The sequence below is a fragment of the Acinetobacter sp. SwsAc6 genome (assembly GCF_013391565.1).
GTDB classification, from domain to species: domain Bacteria; phylum Pseudomonadota; class Gammaproteobacteria; order Pseudomonadales; family Moraxellaceae; genus Acinetobacter; species Acinetobacter cumulans.
This window is the reverse complement of the sequence record NZ_JACAXE010000006.1, coordinates 23,903-48,670: the sequence shown is the minus strand read 5'-3', so window position 1 is coordinate 48,670 and position 24,768 is coordinate 23,903. Positions and strand designations below refer to the sequence as shown.

At 41.2% G+C, this 24,768-nt stretch carries 21 protein-coding genes; 11 read left to right on the top strand and 10 right to left on the bottom strand.

Translation table 11 applies throughout. From position 1 onward, the window contains the following. The first annotated feature begins 24 nt into the window (after window positions 1–24). Window positions 25–1,413, top strand: coding sequence for an APC family permease (locus HYG93_RS06005; RefSeq protein WP_106984499.1), 1,389 nt, complete (start codon window positions 25–27; stop codon window positions 1,411–1,413). Window positions 1,414–1,586: 173 nt separating this feature from the next. Here the strand turns inward: HYG93_RS06005 and HYG93_RS06000 are convergent, their stop codons facing one another. The 8 genes from HYG93_RS06000 to rplU all read right to left on the bottom strand — a co-directional run bounded on the left by HYG93_RS06000 (window position 1,587) and on the right by rplU (window position 8,529). Beyond that, entirely contained in the window at window positions 1,587–2,054 is a 468-nt protein-coding gene (locus tag HYG93_RS06000; RefSeq protein ID WP_256733391.1) for a hypothetical protein, read from the bottom strand. Window positions 2,055–2,217: 163 nt separating this feature from the next. Beyond that, window positions 2,218–2,697, bottom strand: a complete 480-nt coding sequence (locus tag HYG93_RS05995; protein ID WP_106984498.1) for a tRNA (cytidine(34)-2'-O)-methyltransferase — start codon at window positions 2,695–2,697, stop codon at window positions 2,218–2,220. A gap of 36 nt (window positions 2,698–2,733) precedes the next feature. Next, on the bottom strand, window positions 2,734–4,110 hold the full coding sequence (gene cysG / locus HYG93_RS05990) for a siroheme synthase CysG (RefSeq protein ID WP_106984497.1): 1,377 nt from the start codon (window positions 4,108–4,110) through the stop codon (window positions 2,734–2,736). A 77-nt stretch (window positions 4,111–4,187) separates the two neighbouring features. Beyond that, window positions 4,188–5,459, bottom strand: coding sequence for a serine--tRNA ligase (serS, locus tag HYG93_RS05985; RefSeq protein ID WP_106984496.1), 1,272 nt, complete (start codon window positions 5,457–5,459; stop codon window positions 4,188–4,190). 131 nt (window positions 5,460–5,590) lie between these two features. Further along, entirely contained in the window at window positions 5,591–6,379 is a 789-nt protein-coding gene (locus tag HYG93_RS05980) for an RsiV family protein (protein WP_178962062.1), read from the bottom strand. A gap of 203 nt (window positions 6,380–6,582) precedes the next feature. After that, window positions 6,583–7,278, bottom strand: coding sequence for an outer membrane lipoprotein chaperone LolA (gene lolA / locus HYG93_RS05975; protein ID WP_120365858.1), 696 nt, complete (start codon window positions 7,276–7,278; stop codon window positions 6,583–6,585). A gap of 665 nt (window positions 7,279–7,943) precedes the next feature. Further along, window positions 7,944–8,198, bottom strand: a complete 255-nt coding sequence (gene rpmA / locus HYG93_RS05970) for a 50S ribosomal protein L27 (protein ID WP_106984493.1) — start codon at window positions 8,196–8,198, stop codon at window positions 7,944–7,946. Between the two features lie 19 nt (window positions 8,199–8,217). Next, window positions 8,218–8,529 (bottom strand): 50S ribosomal protein L21, encoded by a 312-nt coding sequence (gene rplU / locus HYG93_RS05965; RefSeq protein WP_106984492.1) that lies wholly within the window; start codon window positions 8,527–8,529, stop codon window positions 8,218–8,220. A gap of 453 nt (window positions 8,530–8,982) precedes the next feature. Here rplU and sdsA point away from each other — a divergent pair, with 453 nt between their 5' ends. The 9 genes from sdsA (at window position 8,983) to HYG93_RS05920 (ending at window position 20,073) form a co-directional block, all read left to right on the top strand. After that, entirely contained in the window at window positions 8,983–9,960 is a 978-nt protein-coding gene (sdsA, locus tag HYG93_RS05960) for an All-trans-nonaprenyl-diphosphate synthase (protein ID WP_106984491.1), read from the top strand. Between the two features lie 24 nt (window positions 9,961–9,984). Continuing rightward, window positions 9,985–12,036 (top strand): site-specific recombinase, encoded by a 2,052-nt coding sequence (locus HYG93_RS05955; RefSeq protein WP_106984490.1) that lies wholly within the window; start codon window positions 9,985–9,987, stop codon window positions 12,034–12,036. 153 nt (window positions 12,037–12,189) lie between these two features. Next, window positions 12,190–12,792: a phosphatase PAP2 family protein gene (locus HYG93_RS05950; protein WP_178962060.1), complete on the top strand. Its 603-nt coding sequence runs from the start codon at window positions 12,190–12,192 to the stop codon at window positions 12,790–12,792. Between the two features lie 32 nt (window positions 12,793–12,824). After that, on the top strand, window positions 12,825–14,072 hold the full coding sequence (locus HYG93_RS05945; protein WP_106984488.1) for an efflux RND transporter periplasmic adaptor subunit: 1,248 nt from the start codon (window positions 12,825–12,827) through the stop codon (window positions 14,070–14,072). Window positions 14,073–14,084: 12 nt separating this feature from the next. Then, on the top strand, window positions 14,085–17,264 hold the full coding sequence (locus tag HYG93_RS05940; protein WP_120365857.1) for an efflux RND transporter permease subunit: 3,180 nt from the start codon (window positions 14,085–14,087) through the stop codon (window positions 17,262–17,264). Continuing rightward, entirely contained in the window at window positions 17,264–18,712 is a 1,449-nt protein-coding gene (gene adeK / locus HYG93_RS05935; RefSeq protein ID WP_117006477.1) for a multidrug efflux RND transporter AdeIJK outer membrane channel subunit AdeK, read from the top strand. Before HYG93_RS05940 ends, adeK begins: the two co-directional genes overlap by 1 nt. Before the next feature lie 107 nt (window positions 18,713–18,819). Continuing rightward, window positions 18,820–19,176, top strand: coding sequence for a YbjQ family protein (locus tag HYG93_RS05930; protein ID WP_106984485.1), 357 nt, complete (start codon window positions 18,820–18,822; stop codon window positions 19,174–19,176). 4 nt (window positions 19,177–19,180) lie between these two features. Further along, window positions 19,181–19,615, top strand: a complete 435-nt coding sequence (locus HYG93_RS05925) for a YbjQ family protein (protein WP_106984484.1) — start codon at window positions 19,181–19,183, stop codon at window positions 19,613–19,615. A 32-nt stretch (window positions 19,616–19,647) separates the two neighbouring features. Beyond that, window positions 19,648–20,073 carry a type II secretion system pilot lipoprotein GspS-beta gene (locus HYG93_RS05920; protein WP_106984483.1) on the top strand — a complete coding sequence of 142 codons (426 nt, stop codon included), beginning with the start codon at window positions 19,648–19,650 and terminating at the stop codon, window positions 20,071–20,073. Window positions 20,074–20,164: 91 nt separating this feature from the next. Here the strand turns inward: HYG93_RS05920 and HYG93_RS05915 are convergent, their stop codons facing one another. Further along, window positions 20,165–20,971, bottom strand: a complete 807-nt coding sequence (locus HYG93_RS05915) for an SDR family oxidoreductase (RefSeq protein WP_106984482.1) — start codon at window positions 20,969–20,971, stop codon at window positions 20,165–20,167. Window positions 20,972–21,012: 41 nt separating this feature from the next. Next, window positions 21,013–21,678, bottom strand: a complete 666-nt coding sequence (locus tag HYG93_RS05910) for a hypothetical protein (RefSeq protein ID WP_106984481.1) — start codon at window positions 21,676–21,678, stop codon at window positions 21,013–21,015. A gap of 178 nt (window positions 21,679–21,856) precedes the next feature. On the opposite strand from HYG93_RS05910, the gene HYG93_RS05905 reads away from it, so the two are divergent. Further along, complete coding sequence (locus HYG93_RS05905; protein ID WP_178962058.1) at window positions 21,857–24,751, top strand: valine--tRNA ligase; 2,895 nt, start codon at window positions 21,857–21,859, stop codon at window positions 24,749–24,751. Window positions 24,752–24,768: the final 17 nt, after the last annotated feature.

The following is a 24,768-nucleotide window of genomic DNA, read 5'->3' as shown; positions in this document are numbered from 1 at the left end:
TCAACGATTAAGAGGATAACGCCGTTGACAAATTTATCTGGGACTCAATCGGCAGCTAAACTGCAAAAAACACTCGGGCTTTGGCACATCATTATCATTGGTTTGGCCTATATCCAACCGATGACCTTATTTGACACGTTCGGATTAGTATCTGAAGAAAGTCATTTTCATGTGCCTACCTCTTATATTATTGCTTTAATTGCAATTTTATTTACGTCTATTAGCTATGGTCATATGATCCGTCGCTACCCTTCTTCGGGTTCGGCATATACCTACGCACAAAAGTCAATTCACCCAAACGTCGGTTTTATGGTGGGTTGGTCGTCTTGGCTTGACTATTTATTGTCGCCAATGGTCAACATTATTTTGGCCGTTATTTATCTTGAAGCATTATTCCCGTCTGTAAATCATTGGGTTTGGGTCATTGTGCTTACAGCATTTATGACGGGTGTTAACCTTCGTGGTGCACGCTTTGTTGCCAACTTTAACAGCTTAATTGTATTGATTCAGCTGATCGTGATTGGCGCATTTACGTGGTTGGTATACAGCAAGCTTCAAGCTGGATTCAATGCAGATGGCCCAATTACAGCAGAAACACGTGCGCAATTGTGGAGTCTCGAACCATTTTGGAATGAACTCACTAGCGTTGGTGCCCTCATTACTGGTGCAACTTTACTGTGTTTCTCATTTACCGGTTTTGACTCATTAAGTTCACTGGCTGAAGAAACCAAAGATACTGAAAAAACCCTACCTAAAGCGATTTTCTTAACAGCGCTGATTGCAGGTGTAATTTTCATTATCAGTACTTATTTCATGCAATTGTACTTCCCTTCTGCACCAGGAACGTACTTTAAGAATATTGCCGAAACACAACCAGAAATTTTACTGCTTGTTGGTGGTTCATTATTCCAATCGTATGTACTTGCATTTGCAATCGTTACCGTTATGGCATCAGGGATCTCTGCGCATGCAGGTGTATCACGTTTAATGTATGTTATGGGTCGTGATGGCGTAATTAACAAGAAGATCTTTGGTCATATCAGTCCAAAAAGCTTCACACCGTCTTATAACATTATCATTGTAGGCGTTGTTGCTTTAACTGCTGGTTTCATGGATCTTGATATTGTGATTTCTATGATCAGCTTCGGTGCCTTAACTGCCTTTACGTTTGTGAACCTTTCTGTCATTTCACGCTATGCACTACGTGATGGTCGTACTAAAAACTTCAAGGATATCTTCAGTTTTGTCGTCATCCCAATGTGTGGTTTCCTCAGTATCTTTGCCATGTGGTTAGAGATTGAAGAAACAGCATTGAAATATGGTTTATGGTGGGCGATGTTTGGTATCTTGTACTTAGGCTACAAAACTAAGGGCTTTAAACACCCTGCACCACAGCATAATGAATTTGAATAATTTTAAGATAATTCATGCTTAATTAATCAAATAAATTCTTTTTCCGTCCAACGGGACGGAAAAAGAACACTTCAAAATAACTAACTTCTCAATAATCTAAAGACTCTTCCGTGCCTATTCTCTAAAAATATTGCTTTAAAATATCCACTCAAACCTTTACGTAATATATTTTCTTAACGTAAGCGGCAATTAAAGCCCATGCGCGTATCCACAATATTATCTTTATAGCCCAAGCTTTGAATAAATAAATTTCGATCGGTCAAAAGCTTCTGATCTTGCTCACTCAAACGTTCACGATTAGTAACAGCACTATTAAACATTTCATCGACTGTACGTTGAAAAATACCGCAGACTTCTTGTCGCTTGGTTTTATTCAATTGACGCCCCAACAAAAAGCTACGTTCAAAGTCCTTATCTGTCAAAGTCTTCCCCCAATCTTCAATACGCTGGTTCTGACGTTGCATCATTTGTGCTAAACCTTGCTCCATTTCGGCAGAAGTGATTGGAGAGACAGTTGTTGTTCCTTGTGTAGCACTCGCACTCGGCTCGCTATCTGTAGCACTAGATGCATACTGAGAGAACAAAAAACTAACGAACAACATACTACTTACATTGATCCATTGGCGATATTTCAAAATCATCCCTCATCAGCTCAGTTTTTATTGTTTTTAGTTATACACAGTTTCAACATCAAGCAAAATATTCAACACATTTTACTTACATAAAACACAAACTTTAGTCCCGCCTTTTGCTTATGAAATGGCATAAAAAAACCACTCTTTCGAGTGGTTTTTTTATGGAGTTTTAAACCAGTTCTTTAAAATCTTGCTGACGCCATGCTTCGTATAAAATCACAGCCGTCGCATTAGATAAATTTAGACTGCGCGAATTCGCAGCCATTGGTAAGCGAATCCAATGAGACTGTGGGAACATTAAACGTACATCTTCAGGTAAACCACGTGTTTCTGGCCCCATCAGCAAGGCAACAGGACGGTTTAAATTAGAAGTATGTGGCGTTTCTGTCCCTTTGGTCGTCAAAGGATAAATCGCATCTGCTGCAATGCCTACGCTATCTAAATGTGCTAGACACTCAGCAAAATTTTCCCATACTTTCATGTGTGCCCATTCATGATAATCCAATCCAGCACGACGCAATTTTTTATCATCTAACTCAAAACCTAATGGCTTGACCAGATGTAATTGCGCTCCTGTATTGGCACATAAACGAATGATATTCCCTGTATTTGCTGGAATTTCTGGCTCGTATAAAACAACATGAATCACAGGATTTACTCTACTCTTTTCAATGTCGCAAGGCGCTTAGCCTTGCCACTGTAATTGTTCACGCAAGCGTACTACTTCACCAATAATGGTTAGCGTTGGCGCTTGTATTTGATGATCACTCACTTTGGAGGCAATATCTGCCAGCGTTCCCACCACCACTTTTTGATCAGGTGTAGTGCCTTTAGACACCAAAGCCACTGGCATATCTGCACGTTGACCATGTTCAATCAAGCGTTGGCAGATTTTTTCCAATCCAACCAAGCCCATATACAGCACAAGTGTTTGGTTTTCATAAACCAATTCTTGCCAAGGGAGTTCAGGTGAACCTTCCTTTAAATGGCCCGTTAAGAAACGTACACTTTGCGCATAATCACGGTGCGTTAAAGGAATACCCGCATAAGCAGAACAGCCAGAGGCTGCGGTAATTCCTGGTACAACTTGGAAAGCAATACCTGCTGCAAACAGCTCTTCAATTTCTTCACCGCCACGTCCAAATATAAACGGATCGCCACCTTTTAGGCGACAAACACGCTTACCTTGCTGTGCATATTGAACCAATAAGGCATTAATACCTTCTTGGGGTACAGCATGGTTTGAACGCGCCTTACCCACATAGATTTTTTCTGCATCACGACGACACAAATCCATGATTGGGGCAGAGACCAAACGGTCGTAAATCACCACATCAGCTTGTTGCATCAGACGTAAGGCTTTCAACGTCAAAAGCTCTGGATCGCCCGGCCCTGCACCAACCAAATACACCTCACCTTTCGGCTTGGTCCATTCAATTAAAGCTTGTTCAATTAAACGATCTGCCTCAGCAAGATTGCCATTAAACACCTGCTCTTTGAGTGGACTGGCGTATAAGTCCTCCCAAAAAATACGGCGTTCATCTGGATTGATAATTTTGGCTTTTACGACACTGCGCCATTTACCTGAAAACTCGGCCAAAGCTCCCATTCCATGCGGAATACTGGCTTCAAGCTGGGTACGAATTTGACGAGATAACACAGGTGATGTGCCATTACTGGCAATAGACACAACCAACGGTGAACGATCTATAATGGCTGGGACCATAAAACGACAATATGGCGGATCATCAACACTATTTACCAACACATTCTCAGCTTCACAGGCTTCAAATACATGACGATTGACTTCAGCATGATCTGTAGCCGCAATCACCAAGCGATATTGACGCAGTCGTATGTCAGCACTGAATGGTGCTTGTACATATTGCCCCTGCGATTGCTCAACGATCTCTAATAAGTTAGCTTCAATTGCTGGTGCAACAACATTGACTACCGCGCCTGCTTTGGCCAATAAGACTGCTTTACGATAGGCAATATGACCACCGCCAACAATCAGACAAGGTTGCTGTTGCAACTTTAACGAGATTGGAAAAATATCCACAAGAGACCTCAAAAAAACTATATCTGACTGCTTAAAAAAAAGTGCACACTTTTGTGTGCACTTGATTCAACTCGAACTTAGTCGATGTAAGTTTTACCACCCATGTATGGACGTAATACTTCTGGAATTTCAATCGAACCGTCTGCACGTTGGTAGTTTTCCATCACTGCAAGCAAAGTACGACCGACAGCCAAACCTGAACCATTAAGTGTATGCACAAATTCAGTTTTCTTTTGGTCTGCACGGTAACGCGCTTTCATACGACGTGCTTGGAAATCACCCATGTTTGAACATGAAGAAATTTCACGATAAGTATTTTGGCTCGGCACCCAAACTTCTAAATCGTAAGTCTTGGTTGCACCAAAGCCCATATCACCACCACAAAGAATAATTTTACGGTATGGCAAACCTAAAGCTTGCAAAATACCTTCTGCATGGCCTGTAAGGTCTTCTAGCGCTTGCATAGAAGTTTCAGGTTTTACAATCTGAACCATTTCTACTTTGTCAAATTGGTGCTGACGGATCAGACCACGTGTATCACGACCGTATGAGCCTGCTTCACTGCGGAAACACGGTGTATGCGCCGCATAGCGAAGTGGTAAACGATCTGCATCAATGATTTCATCACGGACAAAGTTCGTTACTGGCACTTCAGCTGTAGGAATTAAATAAAATTCTTTTTCGCCTTGAAGCTTGAATAAATCTTCTTCAAATTTAGGCAACTGGCCTGTACCACGTAAAGAATCCGCATTAACAAGATAAGGTACGTACGCCTCTGTATAGCCATTTTGCTCAGTATGCGTATTTAACATGAACTGAGTAATCGCACGTTGTAAACGCGCTAAAGGCCCTTTTAATACACTAAAACGCGAACCTGTTAATTTTGTTGCAGTTTCAAATTCCAAACCGCCCATCATTTCGCCAAGGTCAGTATGGTCTTTGATTTCAAAATCAAATGTACGTGGTGTACCCCACTTTAGAATCTCAACGTTATCCGCTTCGTCTTTACCTTCTGGTACAGACTCATCTGGCAAGTTTGGAATCGATAATGATTTTTCTTCTAACTCTGCTTGTAATTCTGCTAAAGCAACTTCAGCGGCTTTAATTTCATCACCAATAGCTGACATACGCGCCATAATTTCAGAAGCATCTTCGCCTGCTTTTTTAAGCTGACCCACTTGCTTCGCACCCGCATTACGCTCTGCTTGCAAAGATTCAGTTTTTGATTGAATTTCTTTACGACGTGCTTCAAGTGATGCCCACTCTTCTACATTTAATTGCACACCACGTTTAGCTAAGGCTAAATTTACAGCCTCAATATTATTTCTGAGTAATTTCGGGTCGATCATAGCCAGTCTTGGAATAAGAAAAAAACTGGCTATAGTGTAAGCTCTTCATGCTAAAAAATACAGTGACTGGGCATACAGCTGTGCCTTATTAGAACAATATTGCGAAGATTTTGTACAAATCCTCATCGCGATTATTGATTGTTATATTTTGGCAAACTTGGCAAATATTGCGCCTGAATCACTTCACCCGCAGATTCATAGGGCAATTTAAGCTCAGACATTCCCTCAGCATAGCTGGCCAATTCATACAATGGATAAACAAACATCAGACCATTCGGGCCATAATAAAAATTATCGCTGAGTTTTAACTGCGCCTTTTCAATTTTATGGTTATATAACCAGTTGATATTGGCATCATAGAGTGAATCTAGTACTTTTTGCTCCGCACCTTTTTTCAATATATCTTGTAAAGACAATCGTTTATGCGTTTTTAAATCAAAATTTACATATTCAATATGATACATACCATGTGCAGCCCCTGCACTGTAGCTATAGCTATAAATTGCAAACGTCGCAAGATTATACTGCTGACCAATATAACGAACAGACATATTTTGCTGATTTAAACCCGCTTGACTCCCTTCAGAAACATCCACCTTTTGTGGCGCATGTTCTGCAAATGCAATCGGTTCAGCCTTACGAATACGATCATTAAAATAATCATCGATCCAAGGCACACCCGACTCAACGGTTTGCAACACAAACTGAGTACAACCTTCTTTTTCACAAACATTCTTCTGGTAATTCGCTACATTCACCGCTTTAACTTGTAACAACGGAACAGATGGTGTCTCAGCGACCACAGGCGCAGATGCTGTAGCCTCTTGATCTTTTTTAGGTAAGTCATGGCGCTGACAACCTACAAACATTGTCGCCAGCAAGGTCATTAACAACACTGGTTTAAGTTGTACTGAGTTCATCCGAAATCCCTATGGTTATTTCTAGCCGAAGTAAAGTTGAATTTTCACATTATTCAAAGTCAAAAGTATAGCCAAAACAGCAAAGCTCCTAAAAATAATTCATTGATGCATCAGCGTTATATACTTAACTCACTCAGCATAGACATAAAAAAAGCAAGCCTCAGCTTGCTTTTTGTATCTCAGATTTATTCAAGATCATCATCTTACTGATCAATAATATCTGTGCCTTTTGGTGGCGTAAAATTAAAGGTCGATGCTGGAATAGACGCATTCACTTTTACATTATTAAAGCGTACATAAGTGGTTTGACCTAAAGAATCCGCTAAAATCATTAAGTTTGGTGCTTTATTGACACCAAAGCTGATGGTTAAACTTTGAAAAACACCATCTTTTTGTTTTGGATATAGCGTGTAGTAAGTTTTAGCTTTGTTTGGCTGTGTTACACGATATGACTGCATAATTTGATTGGTATTACCCGAAAGTAACAATGCAGGTGTATTTGCAACTTGATCATCCAAACCTTGTCTTACTGCTTGCTGTAAGTCTGGATCATAAATCCAAACCGTCTTACCCGAAGTCACAATGGTCTGCTTAGATGGGCTGGTGGTTTCCCAGTAGAATTTACCTGGGCGTTCTACCTTCATCACCCCTTTAAAAGTTTGATTCATGTGCTGTGCAGATAAACCTTTTTTTTGCACTGGCTTTGCACCTGCAGTTGCTTTAGAGGTTTGCTCAAATGTTGCACTTAGACTACGAATGCCATTTAACTGCTTAACTAAGCTTGCTGTCGCTTGCTGCTCCGATGCTGCTGTAGCAGCAAACACAGTCGTACTCATGGCTGGTGCTAACATTACTGCACCCAATGTCATTGCACATACGGTTTTACGAAGCATTTTCATAATTCACCTTTTCTAATATTTGCGTGATCGCAATTTCAAACTATGCACACATCTTAAACCAATTTGAATCACTAAAATGAGAGAAAATAAGAAGTTTTGTATTGTTATTAATTCAAAATGCATAATTTTATTCATCATGATGAAGATTGGATACAAATGCTAAGAAAGCAATATTTGAAATATTTAGTTACACTAAATTTATAAAAATAATATATTAATAAGTTTTACAAATATACACAAGTTATTGTTTTATAATACATATTAATTTATTTTCCGATATGTAGAATTTAAAATCTAGAATGCAATTCCTGTTTACATTCAATAACATCTCCCGCAGAATCCACATATCAGTTTTATTGATATAGAGTGAATTGATGAAAGTTTTCCTCTCCCTAAAAATCCTTCACTGGAGCAACACAATGCTTGAAATCAAGTTTAGTTTTAAATATACAAGTTCTAATCAAGTAACGAAAAAAACATGGCGCTATAAAACATCACCAGCTACATTTTTTTTAATATTGTTTAAAATCAGCCTCATGACTTTTAAGTTTGGTGTAAAACTTTATGATATTGCACATGATTTAATATCATCAACATCTATAATCTAACGATATTTTAGGCATAAAAAAACCCACCTTACGGCGGGCTTTTTTCTATTTCAGCGATTACGCGTCAACAGATACGTAGCGACGGCCAAATTGACCTTTCACTTCAAATTTTACTACGCCATCAGCAGTAGCAAAAAGTGTATGGTCACGACCCATACCTACGTTTTGACCAGCGTGGAATTCAGTACCACGTTGACGAACGATGATGTTACCAGCAGTCACAGATTGACCACCGTAGATTTTAACACCCAACATTTTTGGGTTCGAGTCACGACCGTTTTTAGTCGAACCACCGGCTTTTTTAGATGCCATGTCTCTTTACTCCTCGTAATTAGCCTGAAATAGCTGTAATTTTCAACTCAGTGAACCATTGACGGTGACCTTGTTGTTTACGATAGTGTTTACGACGACGCATTTTGATGATGCGGATTTTGTCGTGGCGACCATGGCTTACTACTTCAGCAGTAACAGTAGCGCCAGCAACAACTGGAGCACCGATTTGAATGCTGTCGCCGTTTACAAGCATCAATACGTCATCAAACGTAATTGTTGAGCCAGTTTCAGCTTTCAATAATTCTACTTTAAGGGTTTCACCCTCAACTACACGGTGTTGTTTACCACCGCTTTGGATAACTGCGTACATAACGTACTCCAAACATGCCCGTGTCGTCGTGCCGATAAAGGAATATACCGATCTTAATACGATCGCCACTGGGGTTATACAAGGGCAAGGATTTTAAGTGATAATAGAACAAACAACAAGTCATTTGCACAAAAAATTATCTAGAATTAACGATTATTTAATAAACAATATCTTAGAACATGATTAAATATTGCTTAAGGCTTATACTTCTTTGAAAAATGACATAGATTTTTAAAAACTATTCGTTACTATAGTCCTTATAAACATAAGCACATGCGCTATTATTGCCAGAAATCAGCCATGTGCTTTCGCATAGGGAGATTAGAAGGATGATTTTTGTCGCATGAAAGCCTTATGCTTGCGACAAAACTGGTCGCTTCTATCTGTAAATACCACCACAATTGCTCTTTTAAAATTTAGAGTAATTTCAAACCAAATGAGGTTTTTCTTCACATGACCATCGACTTTAAGCAAGATATTCTCGCTCCTGTTGCAACTGATTTTGCCGCGATGGACACATTTATTAATGAAGGAATTACCTCAAAAGTGGCTTTAGTCATGGCCGTAAGTAAGCATGTTGTAGAAGCAGGCGGTAAACGCATGCGTCCAATTATGTGTTTACTGGCAGCCAAAGCGTGTGGTGCAGAAGATTTAGAAAAACACCGTAAATTAGCCGCAATTATTGAAATGTTGCACACAGCAACGCTTGTTCATGATGACGTGGTTGATGAATCTGGTTTAAGACGTGGTCGTCCGACAGCAAATGCAACATGGAACAATCAAACTGCGGTATTAGTGGGCGATTTTCTTATTTCTCGTGCTTTTGACTTATTGGTTGATTTAGACAATATGGTCTTGCTCAAAGACTTTTCGACTGGAACTTGCGAAATTGCTGAAGGCGAAGTCCTACAATTACAAGCACAGCATCAACCAGATACAAATGAACAGACCTATTTAGATATTATTCATGGCAAAACTTCACGTTTGTTTGAATTAGCAACTGAAGGTGCTGCTATTTTGACAGGCACACAGGACTACCGTGAACCGCTACGCAAATTTGCGGGTCACTTTGGTAATGCCTTCCAAATTATTGATGATATTTTAGATTACACCTCAGATGCTGAAACATTAGGTAAAAATATTGGTGATGATTTAATGGAAGGTAAACCAACTTTACCTTTAATCTCAGCATTGAAAAATACACAAGGTGAAGAACACGACATTATTCGTCGTAGTATTGCCACTGGTGGAACAGCAGATTTAGAGCGCGTGATTGCTATCGTACAAAGCTCAGGCGCACTCGATTACTGCAGCAAACGTGCTGAGGAAGAAACTCAAGCAGCATTAAATGCACTGCAAGCTCTACCCGATACAATTTACCGCCAAGCGCTGATGAATTTGGCACAGTTGGCACTTCATCGAATTCAGTAATCTTTTATCATTTTTACTTTGCCTATGCATATAAATTTCAACGATTTATTTTTATCTATGCAACATCAGCTCGAGCAACCTCGGGCTGTGTTAGATGACCAATTACTGATTGATCTCGTTGATCGTATCCGTCCAGAAAACAGTAAAAATAACGAAGAAATACATACGAAGTTTAATGCTTTTTTACAAGCACTCCTACTAACACCAGATGCAGCATCTACACTGCAAAGCTTTGTTTTAAAGCTCATTAGCCAATATAAGCAAACAGGACTGTATGCTGATACAGGTATTTTATCGCTCGATGGCTTTTGGAATCAGCTCTCACAACGTCTAGGTGCACATTTTTTACCGCTGATTAATGATCAAAGCCAGTTACAAGACCTAGTCCGCCGTGTATTTCACGAACGTAGTGATAAATATTGGCTTGATCAAATTGATGCGCATGAATGGCAAAAGCTGTTTAAGCTTCTCAATCAAGGCCACAGTAACCAAGACGAAAAAAAACAAATTCGCCGTGAATTAATTAAAGCTATAACGGTACTGTCCTATCGTGTGAGTGGAATTGGTCTATACCCCGAGTTTATTAATGCACAGCCAGATTTAACTGAATACGAATCGCCTTTTTTGGTTCAAAACCGAGAAATAAACGAATTTATTCATCAATATAAACAACTTCACCAATCGACAGAACTCATGCATGCAGTTGTGCCACCCGACGCATCACAAGCGCTCGTCATGTTGGATCAATGTCGTGAAGTCGTCCTTAAAATTCGCCGTGCCACTAAACGAATTGGCGTGAGCGTCAGCCTCACCTATTTGTTGTCTTTATTAGAACAGTGCCTCGACCGCGTAGAACTTCTCTTAAAACTCATTGTTGAAGAAGACAACGAGCGTTACTTTGCCTTAGGCACACTCCTTGCAGATATCACTGATGCAATCTACAGTGAGCAAAGCGTACGCTCTTTACTGGCAACCAACAGTGAATTGATGGCCTTACAGGTCACAGAAAATGCCAGTAAAACTGGTGAACATTATGTAAGTACAGACAAAAAAGGCTTTTTTTCGATGTACAAATCGGCAGCAGGTGCCGGTGTGATTATTGCCATTATGGCAACACTTAAAACCCTGATGGCACGCGTATCGATGGCCCCGTTAATGCAGGCCTTTAGCTATAGCATGAATTATTCTTTAGGCTTTATGCTCATACATGTGATGCACTTTACCGTAGCTACCAAACAGCCAGCTATGACAGCGGCAGCACTTGCAGCCACAGTACAACATCGTAAAGGCTCAAAGACCACGCAAATTGCAGAATTGGCCGCCCTGATTATTAATATTATCCGCACTCAATTTATTGCAATTCTAGGTAATATTTCAATCGCGATTCCCGTGGCCGCACTCATTGTGATGTTTTGGGATGTGGTGTTACATGAACACCTCATGACACATGCCAAAGCAACCAAAACTTTGCATGACCTCAATCCCTTTACCTCTTTGGCCGTTCCCCATGCCGCTATAGCGGGTATTTGCTTGTTTTTGTCAGGACTGTTGGCAGGGTATTTTGACAATATGGCCATTTATCGTAAGGTTGGGCCTCGAATTAAAGCTCATCCTAAGCTGAAAAAAATAATGAGCCAAGAGCGCTTAAACGCCTTTGCAGCCTATATTGAACGGAATTTAGGTGCTTTAGCAGGTAACTTCTTATTCGGGATTATGCTCGGCAGTATGGGCACTATTGGCTATATTTTAGGTCTACCTTTAGATATTCGACACATTGCTTTTGCGTCTGCCAATTTTATTCAAGGCTTAATGCAAATTAATGGTAGCCCAGATATTGGACTGATTATTGTGTCCTTTATGGGCGTACTCATGATTGGTTTAACCAACTTATTTGTGAGTTTTACTTTAACCATTATTGTGGCACTTCGTGCACGTCGGGTACGATTTGAGCAATGGAAACCGCTCGCAAAACTAGTGCTAACACATTTCCTCACACGTCCAAGTGATTTTTTCTGGCCACCTAAGCAAGCTTTAGAAATTCGTGAAAATAACGCCCCTCAAAAGAATTCCCACTAAAAGGATTTGTTATTTTATTTTACACAGTGTTAAAAAAGTACGAAAAAGAAATTAGCATAATTTACACACACTTGAAATAAAGTGTACTGATGAGTACACTTTAACCCATTATTTAACCCAGTTTCACTCGGTTAACATGACAAGGATACATGCATGCCAAAGCAATTGCTGTTCCTCGGCGGTTTGTTGTTAATCAGTATAATTTTACTGAAAATTCCTGCATTTAAAGCTTCTGATTTAGGTGCAGTGCAATGGATGTTTGCTCATCGTAGCCACAGTCTCAACACAATCGCTATTGGATTATCAATTATTGGTGGCATGCCATTTGTATTATTTATGACCACGCTATGGTGTTTAACTTTGGCATGGTATAAAAAATATATAAATATTGTTTTTATCAGTATAGGAATTATTGGAAGTATTGTTCTCACTTGGGCACTCAAATACTTCATTTCTCGACCACGTCCACCTGAAATGTATTTCTTAGTGCAAACCTATGGAGATTCATTTCCAAGTGGACATAGCCTCTATGCGGCAACGCTGGGGTGTCTTGCAATGTACGTATATCTGCAGCATACACACCATAAACTCATTTGTTTAGCGATGAGTTTATGGATGATTGTTATGGGTATATCCAGAGTGTACGCAGGTGCGCATTATCCTTCCGATGTCCTTTCTGGCTGGAGCATAAGTTTTATTTGGATCACGCTTTTATATCTCGCGATAAGCAAATACCAAAGCGCAAATAAAAAATAAACTTTAGATATAAATCTAATTGAGGTGGAAGAATGATGTCTGCAAAGCTTTGGGCCCCTGCCCTAACCGCTTGCGCATTAGCAACAAGTATTGCACTTGTTGGTTGCAGTAAAGATCCAAAGGAGGCACAGCAAGCAGGCGCTGCTCAGCAAATGCCACCAACTGAAGTTGGAATTATCGTTGCGCAACCGCAAAGCGTTGAACAGTCTGTTGAACTTTCAGGCCGTACGACAGCATTTGAAATTTCTGAAGTGCGTCCGCAAACCAGCGGTGTCGTTCTGAAACGTCTTTTTGCTGAAGGAAGTTATGTACGCGAAGGTCAAGCATTATATGAAATCGACTCAAGTACCAATCGCGCTAATGTAGACAATGCACGTGCCTCGATTGCAAGTGCAGAAGCGAATTTAGGCGTATTACGTGTTAAAGAAGGTCGTTACCGCCAATTAGTTGGTAGCAATGCGATTTCAAAACAAGAATACGACGATATCGTTGCACAGGTTAAACTTGCTGAAGCTACATTAAATGCAAGCCGTGCAACACTGAAAAATGCCGAAATCAATTTAGGTTATTCTACAGTTCGTGCGCCAATTTCTGGTCAAACTAACCGCTCTACAGTGACATCTGGTGCTTTGGTAACAATGAACCAAGAAAGCCCATTGGTCACAATTCAGCGTTTAGATCCAATTTATGTTGATATTAACCAATCAAGTGCAGAATTGCTTCGCCTACGCCAGCAATTAAGCAAAGGTTCTTTGGACAGCAGTAACAACACTAAAGTGAAGTTAACGCTAGAAGATGGTAGTGAGTATTCACAAGAAGGTCGTTTAGCTTTCTCTGATGCCAGCGTGAATCCTGATACTGGTACAGTAACACTGCGCGCGGTGTTCCCTAACCCAAATCACCTCTTGCTTCCTGGTATGTTTGCCAATGCTAAAATCGTTCAAGGCGTAATTCCAAATGCATATTTGGTACCACAAATTGCGATTACACGCACACCTACTGGCCAAGCGATTGCCATGATTGTGAATGCTAAAGGTGCTGTAGAGTCTCGCCCTGTAACCACAGCTGGTGTACATGGCAAAGATTGGATTATCACTGAAGGTCTAACCACAGGTGATAAAGTGATTGTAGACGGTATTGCAAAAGTAAAACCTGAGCAACAAGTGGTCGCTAAACCTTACCAGCCTCAAGCTGCTGCACCGCAAGGCGCTCAAGGTCAAGCCAAACCAGCTTCTGAAGCTACCGCAAAACCTGAACAAAAAGCTACTTCAAATACATAAGGGGTAGACTGAATGGCACAATTCTTTATTCATCGCCCCATTTTTGCGTGGGTGATTGCATTAGTCATTATGTTGGCGGGTATTATCACGCTGACAAAAATGCCGATTGCACAGTACCCAACCATTGCTCCACCAACGGTCACGATTTCTGCGACTTATCCTGGTGCATCTGCTGCCACTGTTGAAAACACAGTTACACAGATTATCGAACAGCAAATGAATGGCCTTGATGGCTTGCGCTACATTTCTTCAAACAGCGCAGGTAATGGTCAAGCATCGATTGCGTTAAACTTCGAACAAGGCGTTGATCCAGATATCGCCCAAGTTCAAGTACAAAATAAACTTCAATCTGCTACTGCACTTTTACCTGAAGACGTACAACGTCAAGGTGTAAAAGTAACCAAGTCTGGCGCAAGCTTCTTACAAGTTTTAGCGTTTTACTCACCAGATGGCAACTTGTCAGCAGATGACATTAAAGACTATGTAAACTCAAATATTTCTGAACCTCTAAGCCGTGTGGCAGGTGTAGGTGAAGTACAAGTATTTGGTGGCTCATACGCTATGCGTATTTGGATGGATCCATCCAAAATGGCCAACTTACAAGTCACTCCTAGCGATATTGCAAGTGCGCTCAAAACCCAAAACGCACAAGTTGCAGTGGGTCAGTTAGGTGGTGCACCTGCGGTACAAGGCCAAGTGCTAAATGCGACAGTCAATGCACAAAGCTTATTGCAAACGGCTGATGAATTTAAAAATATCTTCTTAAAAAATACATCTAATGGTGCTCAAGTTCGCTTAGGCGATGTTGCGCGCGTAGAACTTGGTGCCGATAGCTATCAATTCGACTCTAAGTTCAATGGTAAGCCCGCTGGTGGTGTAGCCATTAAACTGGCTACAGGCGCAAATGCCCTAGATACTGCAAAAGCAGTAGAAGCGCGTTTGGTTGAACTGCGCAAGAACTATCCAACAGGTATGAAAGACCAATTGGCCTTTGATACAACACCATTTATTCAACTTTCAATTGAAAGTGTTGTACATACACTGATTGAAGCGGTGATCTTGGTATTCCTTGTGATGTTCTTGTTCTTACAGAACTGGCGCGCAACGATCATTCCAACCATGGCTGTACCAGTTGTTGTACTTGGTACTTTTGCTGTAATTAATGTATTTGGTTTCTCAATCAACACTCTCACTATGTTTGCGATGGTACTTGCCATTGGTCTTTTAGTGGATGACGCGATTGTTGTGGTCGAAAACGTTGAACGTATTATGGTGGAAGAACACCTAGACCCAGTACATGCGACTGAAATTTCAATGAAGCAAATTTCGGGTGCATTAATTGGTATTACCTCTGTATTGTCTGCGGTATTCGTACCTATGGCATTTATGAGTGGTACAACAGGTGTTATTTACCGTCAATTCTCTATTACGCTTGTAACGGCAATGATTTTGTCATTAGTTGTGGCTCTTACCTTTACCCCGGCCCTTTGTGCGACCTTGTTGAAACAACATGATCCAAACAAAGCGCCGAGTAACAGCTTACCTGCCCGATTCTTCCGTTGGTTTAACACAAGCTTCGATAAAGTTGCAGGTAAATACCAAAACGGCGTTAACCGCATGACGCATGCCAAGCTTTTCTCTGGCTTGTTATACGGTGTTGTTATTGTCATTTTAGGCTTCTTGTTTACTAAACTACCTTCTTCATTCTTACCAGATGAAGACCAAGGTATTGTCATGACTTTGGTTCAGTTACCTCCTAACGCAACTTTAGAACGTACTGACAAAACTATTACCACCATGACAGACTACTTCCTGCATAAAGAAAAAGATTATGTTGAATCTGTATTCAGCGTATCTGGTTTCTCATTTACAGGTGTAGGTCAAAATGCTGGTTTGGCATTTATTAAGTTAAAAGACTGGTCTGAACGTACTTCACCTGAGTCTCAAGTAGGCGCAATTATTGGCCGCGGTATGGCATTAAACATGATTGTTAAAGATGCTTCTTACATCATGCCACTGCAACTACCAGCAATGCCTGAATTGGGTGTGAGCGCAGGCTTTAACTTACAATTGAAAGACTCTGGTGGTTCTGGTCATCAACAGCTTCTTAATGCACGTAATGCAATCTTAGGCATGGCTGCTCAAGACAAACGCCTTATGGGTGTACGTCCTAACGGTCAAGAAGATACACCTCAGTACCAAATCATTGTAGACCAAGCGCAAGCTGGTGCAATGGGTGTGAGTATTTCTGAAATCAATACCACAATGGGTATGGCTTGGGGTGGTTCGTATATTAATGACTTCATCGACCGTGGCCGTGTGAAAAAAGTATATATCCAAGGTGAATCAGGCTCACGCATGATGCCTGAAGACCTGAATAAGTGGTATGTACGTAACAACCAAGGCACCATGGTTCCGTTCTCTACATTTGCTACTGGCAAATGGACTTACGGTTCACCACGTCTTGAACGTTATAATGGTATTTCATCCATGAACATTCAGGGTACGCCAGCACCGGGTGTGAGCTCGGGTGATGCGATGGCTGCTATGGAAGAAATCGTTGCGAAATTGCCTTCTATGGGCTTACAAGGTTTCGATTACGAATGGACTGGGTTATCTCTTGAAGAACGTGAGTCTGGCGCACAAGCTCCATTCTTATACGCACTTTCATTGCTTATCGTATTCCTGTGCTTAGCAGCATTGTATGAAAGCTGGTCTATTCCATTCTCTGTATTATTGGTCGTACCTTTGGGTGTAATGGGTGCTGTTGCATTAACATTCTTAGGTATGGTGTTGTTTAAAGATCCGAACCTGTCAAATAACATTTACTTCCAAGTCGCGATCGTAGCAGTCATTGGTTTGGCTGCCAAAAACGCGATTTTGATTGTAGAATTTGCCAAAGAACTTCAGGAAAAAGGCGAAGAGCTATTTGATGCAACAATGCATGCAGCAAAAATGCGTTTACGTCCAATCATTATGACAACTTTAGCTTTCGGTTTTGGTGTATTACCGCTTGCCTTAGCTTCTGGCGCGGGTGCAGGTAGTCAGCATTCTGTAGGTTATGGTGTCTTGGGTGGTGTAATCAGCTCGACGCTGTTAGGTATCTTCTTCATTCCTGTGTTCTACGTATGGATTCGAAGTATCTTTAAATACAAACCAAAACAACAAAACAATCAGGAGCACACATCGTGATGCAAAATATATGGTCTATTACAGGTCGTAGCATTGCGGTTTCTTCACTTGCGCTTGCTTTGGCTGCCTGCCAAAGCATGCGCGGTCCAGAACCGGTCGCACAGGCAAATATCCCGCAAAGCTATACAGCAAGTGCTTCTGGCACGTCTGTGGCAGCGCAAGGTTACAAAGACTTTTTCGCTGACCAGCGTTTGGTTCAAGTTCTTGATTTGGCTTTAGCAAATAACCGTGATTTACGTACTGCTGCACTCAACATTCAACGTGCACAACAACAGTATCAAATTACGGCAAATAACCAACTTCCAACCATTGGTGCAAGTGGTGATGTGCTACGCCAAGACCAAGGTGCGGGTGCCCAAACACGTTATAACGTCGGCCTTGGTGTGACTGCTTATGAGCTTGATTTTTGGGGTCGTGTACGTAGCTTAAAAGACAATGCTTTAGACAGTTATCTTGCCACTGCCAGCGCACGTGATGCGACTCAAATTGCACTCATCGGCCAAGTTGCACAAGCATGGTTAAACTACTCATTTGCCAATGCGAATCTGAAGCTTGCTGATCAAACTTTAAAAGCACAGCTTGAGTCTTATAACCTCAACAAAAAACGCTTTGATGTAGGTATTGACAGTGAAGTTCCTGTTCGTCAGGCACAAATTTCTGTAGAAACTGCACGTAATGATGTTGCGAACTACAAGACCCAAGTTGCTCAAGCACAAAACTTACTCAACCTCTTGGTGGGTGAGCAAGTGCCTGAGAGTTTGTTAGCGAAACAACGTGTAACACGTATTACGTCAAACAATACTATTGGCTCTGGTCTACCAAGCGAACTCCTGAACAACCGTCCTGACATTCGCGCTGCTGAATATAAATTATCAGCTGCAGGTGCAAATATTGGCGCAGCCAAAGCACGTTTATTCCCAACGATTAGCCTCACAGGCTCTGCGGGTTATGCGTCTACAGACTTAGGTGATTTATTTAAGTCAGGTAGCTTTGTTTGGGGTGTAGGTCCAAGCATAAACTTACCAATCTTCGATTGGGGTACACGTCAAGCCAACATTAAAATTTCAGAAACAGACCAGCAAATTGCTTTGTCTGATTATGAAAAATCAATACAGTCAGCATTCCGTGAAGTGAATGATGCACTAGCTGTACGTCAAAACATTGGCGACCGTCTATCTGCACAAAAACGCTTAGTTGATGCAACCAATACGACTTACAAACTATCGAATGCCCGCTTCCGTGCTGGTATTGATAGCTACTTAACTGTATTAGATGCACAGCGTACGTCTTATGCTTCTGAACAAGGCTTGTTGCTCCTTGAGCAAGCAAATTTAAACAACCAAGTTGAGTTATACAAAACACTCGGTGGTGGTATTAAGGCTAACACTAGCGATGCTGTACAACAACAGCCATCAAGTGCAGAACGTAAAGCAGCAACTACCAAATAATTGCGCGACACTTAATAAAGAGCTCACTTCGGTGGGCTTTTTTATTGCTTTTTAGCTATAACTTTTCTATCTTCACTGTATTCTTTTTTTGATATTGATCACTAAAAATGCTACTGAGTAATCTTGAATCTGTACCTGGCCATACCATTACCCAACAACTTGATGTGGTTTATGGGAGCACTGTACGTAGTAAACACGTGGGACGTGACCTATTAGCAGGACTTAAAAATATTGTTGGTGGCGAACTTACAGCCTATACCGAACTATTAGAAGAATCACGCCAAGAAGCCATGGACCGTATGGTGGCAAAGGCGCAAGCTTTGGGTGCCAATGCAATCGTGGGTATTCGCTTTTCGACTTCAAATATTGCGCAAGGTGCATCTGAATTGTTTGTTTATGGGACTGCTGTGCGCGTAGAAGCCAATCAGCCAAAACTGCCTGATCCATTCCCAACACAAGGCTAAGGCTATGGATGCTTTTCTTTTTAAAGTTGTCATTTTTGTTATTTTATTTGCTATCGGTTGGGGTTTTGGCCGTCGTGCCGAAAGTAAACACTTGGCTGAGCTTGAGGTACAGGAAAAACGTCTTGCCTATATCCGCTTAGACAGTAGTCGTTTTAAAACCAGCGAACAGCCGGGACAAATGATCAGCAGCAATGTGGTCATTTCTCATGATTATTTTAAATATGTGATTGCCAATATTCAGAATTTTTTTGGCGGCAACCTGAGCAGCTACGAAACAGTCGTAGAACGTGCGCGCCGCGAAGCCGTAGTTCGCTTAAAGCTTGAAGCAGAAAAAATCGGCGCATCTGAAATATTAGGGTTACGCCTCAGCACCACTGAAATGGGCATGGAAGGTGGTATGGTAGAAGTATTTGCTTATGGAACAGCCATTCAAAAATGATAAATCGTTAGAAAAAATATTCGGCTTAAATCATGAATAAGAAAAAAGTTATTGGTTATATTTTAGGTGGAATTGGTGGGTATATATTTAGTCACTATGTGATTTCACCTTATTTTTTTGGAAGCAATGCAGATAAAGTTCAAGAGCAGATCACAATAGCACTTGATGAAGAATTAAATCATTTACGTCGTAAATTACCACTAAGAATAGATAAATATAGTACGTTAATTGCTATTGATCGACGTGAATTAAGTGTTGCCTACACATACGAACTGAATGCTGCACAGATTCAGAATAGTCCTTTAATGAATTATTCAACTCAAAGACACAAGGAAAATTTATGCGCATCAGTTGCTCATACATTTGAACATAACATTCACTACGATTTTATTTATAAGGATACCAACAACCAAATTCTACAAACTATTCCAATTGATAAAAAGTTGTGCAGAATTTGATGCCCAATGTAGTGGCATATCTCATGACGCTTAAATTTAAATAAGCGTCATTTCACTTTATATTTAATTTAATGAATGTGAGATCAAAAAATCACTTCACTTTCATTTTACGGATCATTTTATATAGCGTACTTGGCGACAGGCGTGATACCCATGTGCCCAAAACTTCTTTACGACCACCAACCACAATGTATTCTTCCCCTTTGAGCAATGCATTTACTGTAATTTTTGCAAACTCATCTGCTTCTAAACCATTGGCCGTGGCTTCATTATCATAGCCTTGCGCCTTGCCCTCTCCATTTAAAGCATTAATAGAGACATTGGTTTTGACAAAGCCTGGGAAAATGACAGATACATCGACCCCTTGCTCAGCAACTTCTGCACGTAAACTGTTGGCCCATAAGTGAATGGCTGCTTTAGCTGCCGAATATGAAGCGCGATACTGCGTACCCAATAGACCAGCCACGCTAGAAACAAACACAATGCGGCCTGATTTTTGTTGCAAGAAAGATGGTAATGCTGTTTTGGTCAAAAATACTTGTGAAAAGTAATCCAGCTCCATAATGGCGCGTTCAGTCTGCATGGTGGTTTCTGTAATGAGCGCGCGCTGGCTTAAGCCTGCATTATTAATCAGCCAATCGATACGACCTTTGCACTGTAAGACCTGTTCATAGGCATGGCGGACTTGATTTTCATCAGTAATATCCGCTGCTATAGATAAATGCTGTTCAGGTTTTAGTAAGCCAACACGTACATTTTCCAACTCCTCAAAACGACGTGCAGTTAGCACAACGTGTGCACCTTGCAATGCACATTCCTGTGCCAGCGCCTTGCCTAAACCAGATGAAGCACCTGTAATCCAAACAACTTTGTCTTGCAAACTTTTCAGTTGCGCCATGTTCTTCCCCTGTTATGCGAACTGCAAATCAAACTCGATATTTAACTTTTTACTGCTTCTTGCTGAATAAAGCCAATAAAATGATCAAAATATGGGCTTATTGCTTGGGCATTATAAATTGAACCCAATTTATCAAAGCGCTTATAGCCCAGCTGAGTAGTTAGATTAATCACCCCATTTAAGGTTTTATCCACTACTATATTGAATTTCAACATTTTTTTAGGCTCACGCACCAAATGTGTAACCCCTTGATCGACCACTTCGGTAAATGCCTTCAGTGCAGTCGGTACATATTGGTTATTACCCAGTTTAATCTGTTCAACACAGCCCAGTAATTCTGTAATCAAGGCATTGTCGACTGGATAAGTTACAAAGGTGTTGCCATTTTGATCGACAGTCAGCTCATGCAGATAATTGACCATGGGTTTGAGACGATCATTGCCAAAAAATGACACCGACCACGGCATATATTTGCGGGTCATTTCAGTCACCTGCTTAATGATTTTTTCTGACTCATGATCACTTGAGCTGGACATTTTTGCCATACTTCCAAAGACTTGATCGATAATATCGCAGGCTATATCCGCCAGAGTATCCCCCAAGGGCTTTGCCATGCTATCGGTATTATTTTCGTTGATTTTTTGATGTATGCCCATAAAACGTTGGTGTGTTTCTGGCTGAATTTTAAGGAAAATTGTATAACTCATTGCAGGCCTCCTTGTTATAGTGTTTAACGGTCTACGTGTTCTTTTCTTAAGCCTATCATAATGCTAAGGATTGGTACTGCCAATTGGCGAAAGTTTACATTCTTGCAACATCCCTAAATCTCCATTTTTTTTGCTACAATAGGTCTAATTTTTTATCCACTTTTGATCTGTTTAGACTATGACTGATTCAGCGCAAAATATTGCTACGACCTACGATCCAACCGAGATCGAAAAAAAATGGTACCAAACTTGGGAAGAGCGCGGTTACTTCAAACCGTCTGAAAAAGGTGAATCATTCTGTATCATGATTCCACCGCCAAACGTCACTGGTAGCTTGCACATGGGTCATGGTTTTAACAATGCCATCATGGATGCTCTGACTCGTTATAACCGTATGTCTGGCAAAAATACGCTTTGGCAACCAGGTACGGACCATGCGGGTATTGCAACGCAAATGGTTGTTGAACGTCAGTTGGGTGCTGAAGGTATTAGCCGTCATGACCTTGGCCGTGAAAAGTTCATTGAAAAAGTGTGGGAATGGAAAGAACAATCTGGCGGTAACATTACCCGTCAAATTCGTCGCTTAGGTTCTTCTGTAGACTGGTCTCGTGAACGCTTCACGATGGACGAAGGTTTATCAAATGCGGTGAAAGAAGTATTTGTTAAGCTACATGAAGAAGGCTTAATTTACCGCGGTAAACGCCTTGTAAACTGGGACCCTAAACTACAAACTGCCCTTTCTGACTTAGAAGTAGAGTCTGATAAAGAAGAAGCAGGTTCATTATGGCACTTCAAATATTTCTTTGAAGATAAGTCACTTCGTACCCACGACGGTAAAGATCACATCGTTGTTGCGACGACTCGTCCTGAAACATTGCTTGGCGATACAGCCGTTGCAGTTGCACTGGATGATGAACGCTATGCAGCACTTGTTGGCAAAAACATTATCTTGCCAATTACAGGCCGTGCTGTTCCTATCGTTAAAGACGAATATGTAGACAAAGAATTTGGTACAGGCTGTGTGAAAATCACCCCTGCGCACGACTTCAATGACTATGAAGTGGGCAAACGCTGTGAACTTCCAATCATCAACATCTTCAACAAAAATGCGGAAGTTCTTGCTGAGTTTGAATACATCGCGAAAGCGGGCGAGCAAATTTCTAAAACCATTCCTGCACCTGCGGACTACATTGGTTTAGAACGTTTTGCTGCACGTAAACAATTGGTTGCTCAAGCAGAAGCTGAAGGCTGGTTAGACCAAATTCAACCGTACACATTGAAGCCACCTCGCGGTGACCGTTCAGGCGTGATCGTTGAACCACTACTGACTGACCAATGGTACGTAAAAATTGCGCCGCTTGCTGAGCCTGCAATTAAAGCAGTGAAAGATGGCGAGATTAAATTCGTTCCTGAGCAATACAGCAACATGTACATGGCGTGGATGAACAACATCCAAGATTGGTGTATTTCGCGTCAATTGTGGTGGGGTCACCGTATCCCTGCTTGGTACGATGCTGAAGGTAACGTATTTGTAGGTCGTGATGAAGCTGAAGTTCGTGCGAAAAACGGCATTGCACCTGAAGTTGAATTGAAACAAGACGAAGACGTGCTTGATACATGGTTCTCTTCTGGTCTTTGGACATTCTCAACTTTAGGTTGGACTGGCGATGCGGCGAAAGATAAAGAAAACTATTTCTTAAATACTTTCCACCCGACTGATGTGCTTGTGACTGGTTTTGACATCATCTTCTTCTGGGTTGCCCGCATGATCATGATGACCATGCACTTCATGAAAAATGAAGATGGCACACCGCAAGTTCCGTTCAAAACTGTGTACGTTCACGGTTTGGTACGTGATGGCGAAGGTCAGAAGATGTCTAAATCTAAGGGTAACGTGCTTGACCCATTAGACTTGATTGACGGTGTTGATCTTGAAACTTTAGTACAAAAACGTACGACTGGTTTGATGAACCCGAAACAAGCAGCCAAGATTGAAAAATCAACCCGTAAAGAGTTCCCTGAAGGTATTCAATCTTACGGTACAGACGCTGTACGTTTCACATTCTGTGCGCTTGCAAACACAGGCCGTGACATTAAGTTCGACATGAAGCGTGTAGAAGGCTACCGTAACTTTGCCAACAAAATCTGGAACGCTACTCGTTTCGTGATGATGAACTGTGAAGAGCAAGTGATTGGTCAAGAAGTTCGTCAAGACCTTTGGGAATTGCCTGAACAGTGGATCGTGAGCCGTCTACAAAAAGCGGAACAAGCGGTGCAAACAGCATTCGCGACTTATCGTTTAGACTTGGCTGCTCAAGCGATTTACGAGTTCATTTGGAATGAATACTGTGACTGGTATGTAGAACTGACTAAGCCTGTTCTCAATGATGAAAACGTATCGGTTGAGCGTAAAGCTGAAGTACGTCGTGTTCTTCTTGCAGTCATGGAAGCGTCTTTACGTTTGGCTCATCCGTTGATGCCTTACCTAACAGAAGAAATCTGGCAAACGCTTGCGCCGAAACTGAACATTTCTGGCGAAACAATCATGTTGGCTCAGTACCCTGTTGCTGAACAAGCATTGATTAACGAACAAGCTGAAGCTGATATGCAATGGCTGCAAGGTTTGATTGGTGCGGTACGTAACATCCGTGGTGAGATGGGTCTAGGTAATGCTCGTTTGTTGCCTGTTCTACTTCAAAACACGACTGATGCTGAAAAAGCACAGATTTCTCGTATTGAGCCACTCTTTAAAGCATTAGCAAAAGTTGAAAGCATTACATTCTTGGCTGATGCTGAACAACCGCCATTGTCTTCTTCATCTGTAGTGGGTCACGTGTCTGTATTCGTTCCAATGAAGGGCTTGATTGACCCTAAAGCGGAATTGGGTCGTCTACAAAAAGACTTAGACAAGGTTCAAAAACAGCATGACCAAATTGCCACTAAACTTGGCAATGAAGGTTTTGTCGCGAAAGCACCTGCTGCTGTGGTTGAAGGCGAGAAAGTTAAACTTGCTGAGTTTGCTGACCAGTTAGCGAAGATTAAAGCGAATATGGAGCAAATTGCGGCACTTTAATGTGTTGTTAATTTAAT

What these genes read in the sequence shown, in the direction of transcription:
- sdsA (WP_106984491.1), top strand. Translation starts at nt 8,983, where the DNA reads ATGACCATCGACTTTAAGCAAGATATTCTCGCTCCTGTTGCAACTGAT.
- HYG93_RS05925 (WP_106984484.1), top strand. Translation starts at nt 19,181, where the DNA reads ATGGATGCTTTTCTTTTTAAAGTTGTCATTTTTGTTATTTTATTTGCT.
- HYG93_RS05930 (WP_106984485.1), top strand. Translation starts at nt 18,820, where the DNA reads ATGCTACTGAGTAATCTTGAATCTGTACCTGGCCATACCATTACCCAA.
- HYG93_RS05945 (WP_106984488.1), top strand. Translation starts at nt 12,825, where the DNA reads ATGATGTCTGCAAAGCTTTGGGCCCCTGCCCTAACCGCTTGCGCATTA.
- HYG93_RS05955 (WP_106984490.1), top strand. Translation starts at nt 9,985, where the DNA reads ATGCATATAAATTTCAACGATTTATTTTTATCTATGCAACATCAGCTC.
- rpmA (WP_106984493.1), bottom strand. Translation starts at nt 8,198, where the DNA reads ATGGCATCTAAAAAAGCCGGTGGTTCGACTAAAAACGGTCGTGACTCG.
- HYG93_RS05940 (WP_120365857.1), top strand. Translation starts at nt 14,085, where the DNA reads ATGGCACAATTCTTTATTCATCGCCCCATTTTTGCGTGGGTGATTGCA.
- serS (WP_106984496.1), bottom strand. Translation starts at nt 5,459, where the DNA reads ATGATCGACCCGAAATTACTCAGAAATAATATTGAGGCTGTAAATTTA.
- lolA (WP_120365858.1), bottom strand. Translation starts at nt 7,278, where the DNA reads ATGAAAATGCTTCGTAAAACCGTATGTGCAATGACATTGGGTGCAGTA.
- HYG93_RS05950 (WP_178962060.1), top strand. Translation starts at nt 12,190, where the DNA reads ATGCCAAAGCAATTGCTGTTCCTCGGCGGTTTGTTGTTAATCAGTATA.
- HYG93_RS05980 (WP_178962062.1), bottom strand. Translation starts at nt 6,379, where the DNA reads ATGAACTCAGTACAACTTAAACCAGTGTTGTTAATGACCTTGCTGGCG.
- HYG93_RS05910 (WP_106984481.1), bottom strand. Translation starts at nt 21,678, where the DNA reads ATGAGTTATACAATTTTCCTTAAAATTCAGCCAGAAACACACCAACGT.
- HYG93_RS05920 (WP_106984483.1), top strand. Translation starts at nt 19,648, where the DNA reads ATGAATAAGAAAAAAGTTATTGGTTATATTTTAGGTGGAATTGGTGGG.
- HYG93_RS06000 (WP_256733391.1), bottom strand. Translation starts at nt 2,054, where the DNA reads ATGATTTTGAAATATCGCCAATGGATCAATGTAAGTAGTATGTTGTTC.
- HYG93_RS05915 (WP_106984482.1), bottom strand. Translation starts at nt 20,971, where the DNA reads ATGGCGCAACTGAAAAGTTTGCAAGACAAAGTTGTTTGGATTACAGGT.
- adeK (WP_117006477.1), top strand. Translation starts at nt 17,264, where the DNA reads ATGCAAAATATATGGTCTATTACAGGTCGTAGCATTGCGGTTTCTTCA.
- HYG93_RS05905 (WP_178962058.1), top strand. Translation starts at nt 21,857, where the DNA reads ATGACTGATTCAGCGCAAAATATTGCTACGACCTACGATCCAACCGAG.
- rplU (WP_106984492.1), bottom strand. Translation starts at nt 8,529, where the DNA reads ATGTACGCAGTTATCCAAAGCGGTGGTAAACAACACCGTGTAGTTGAG.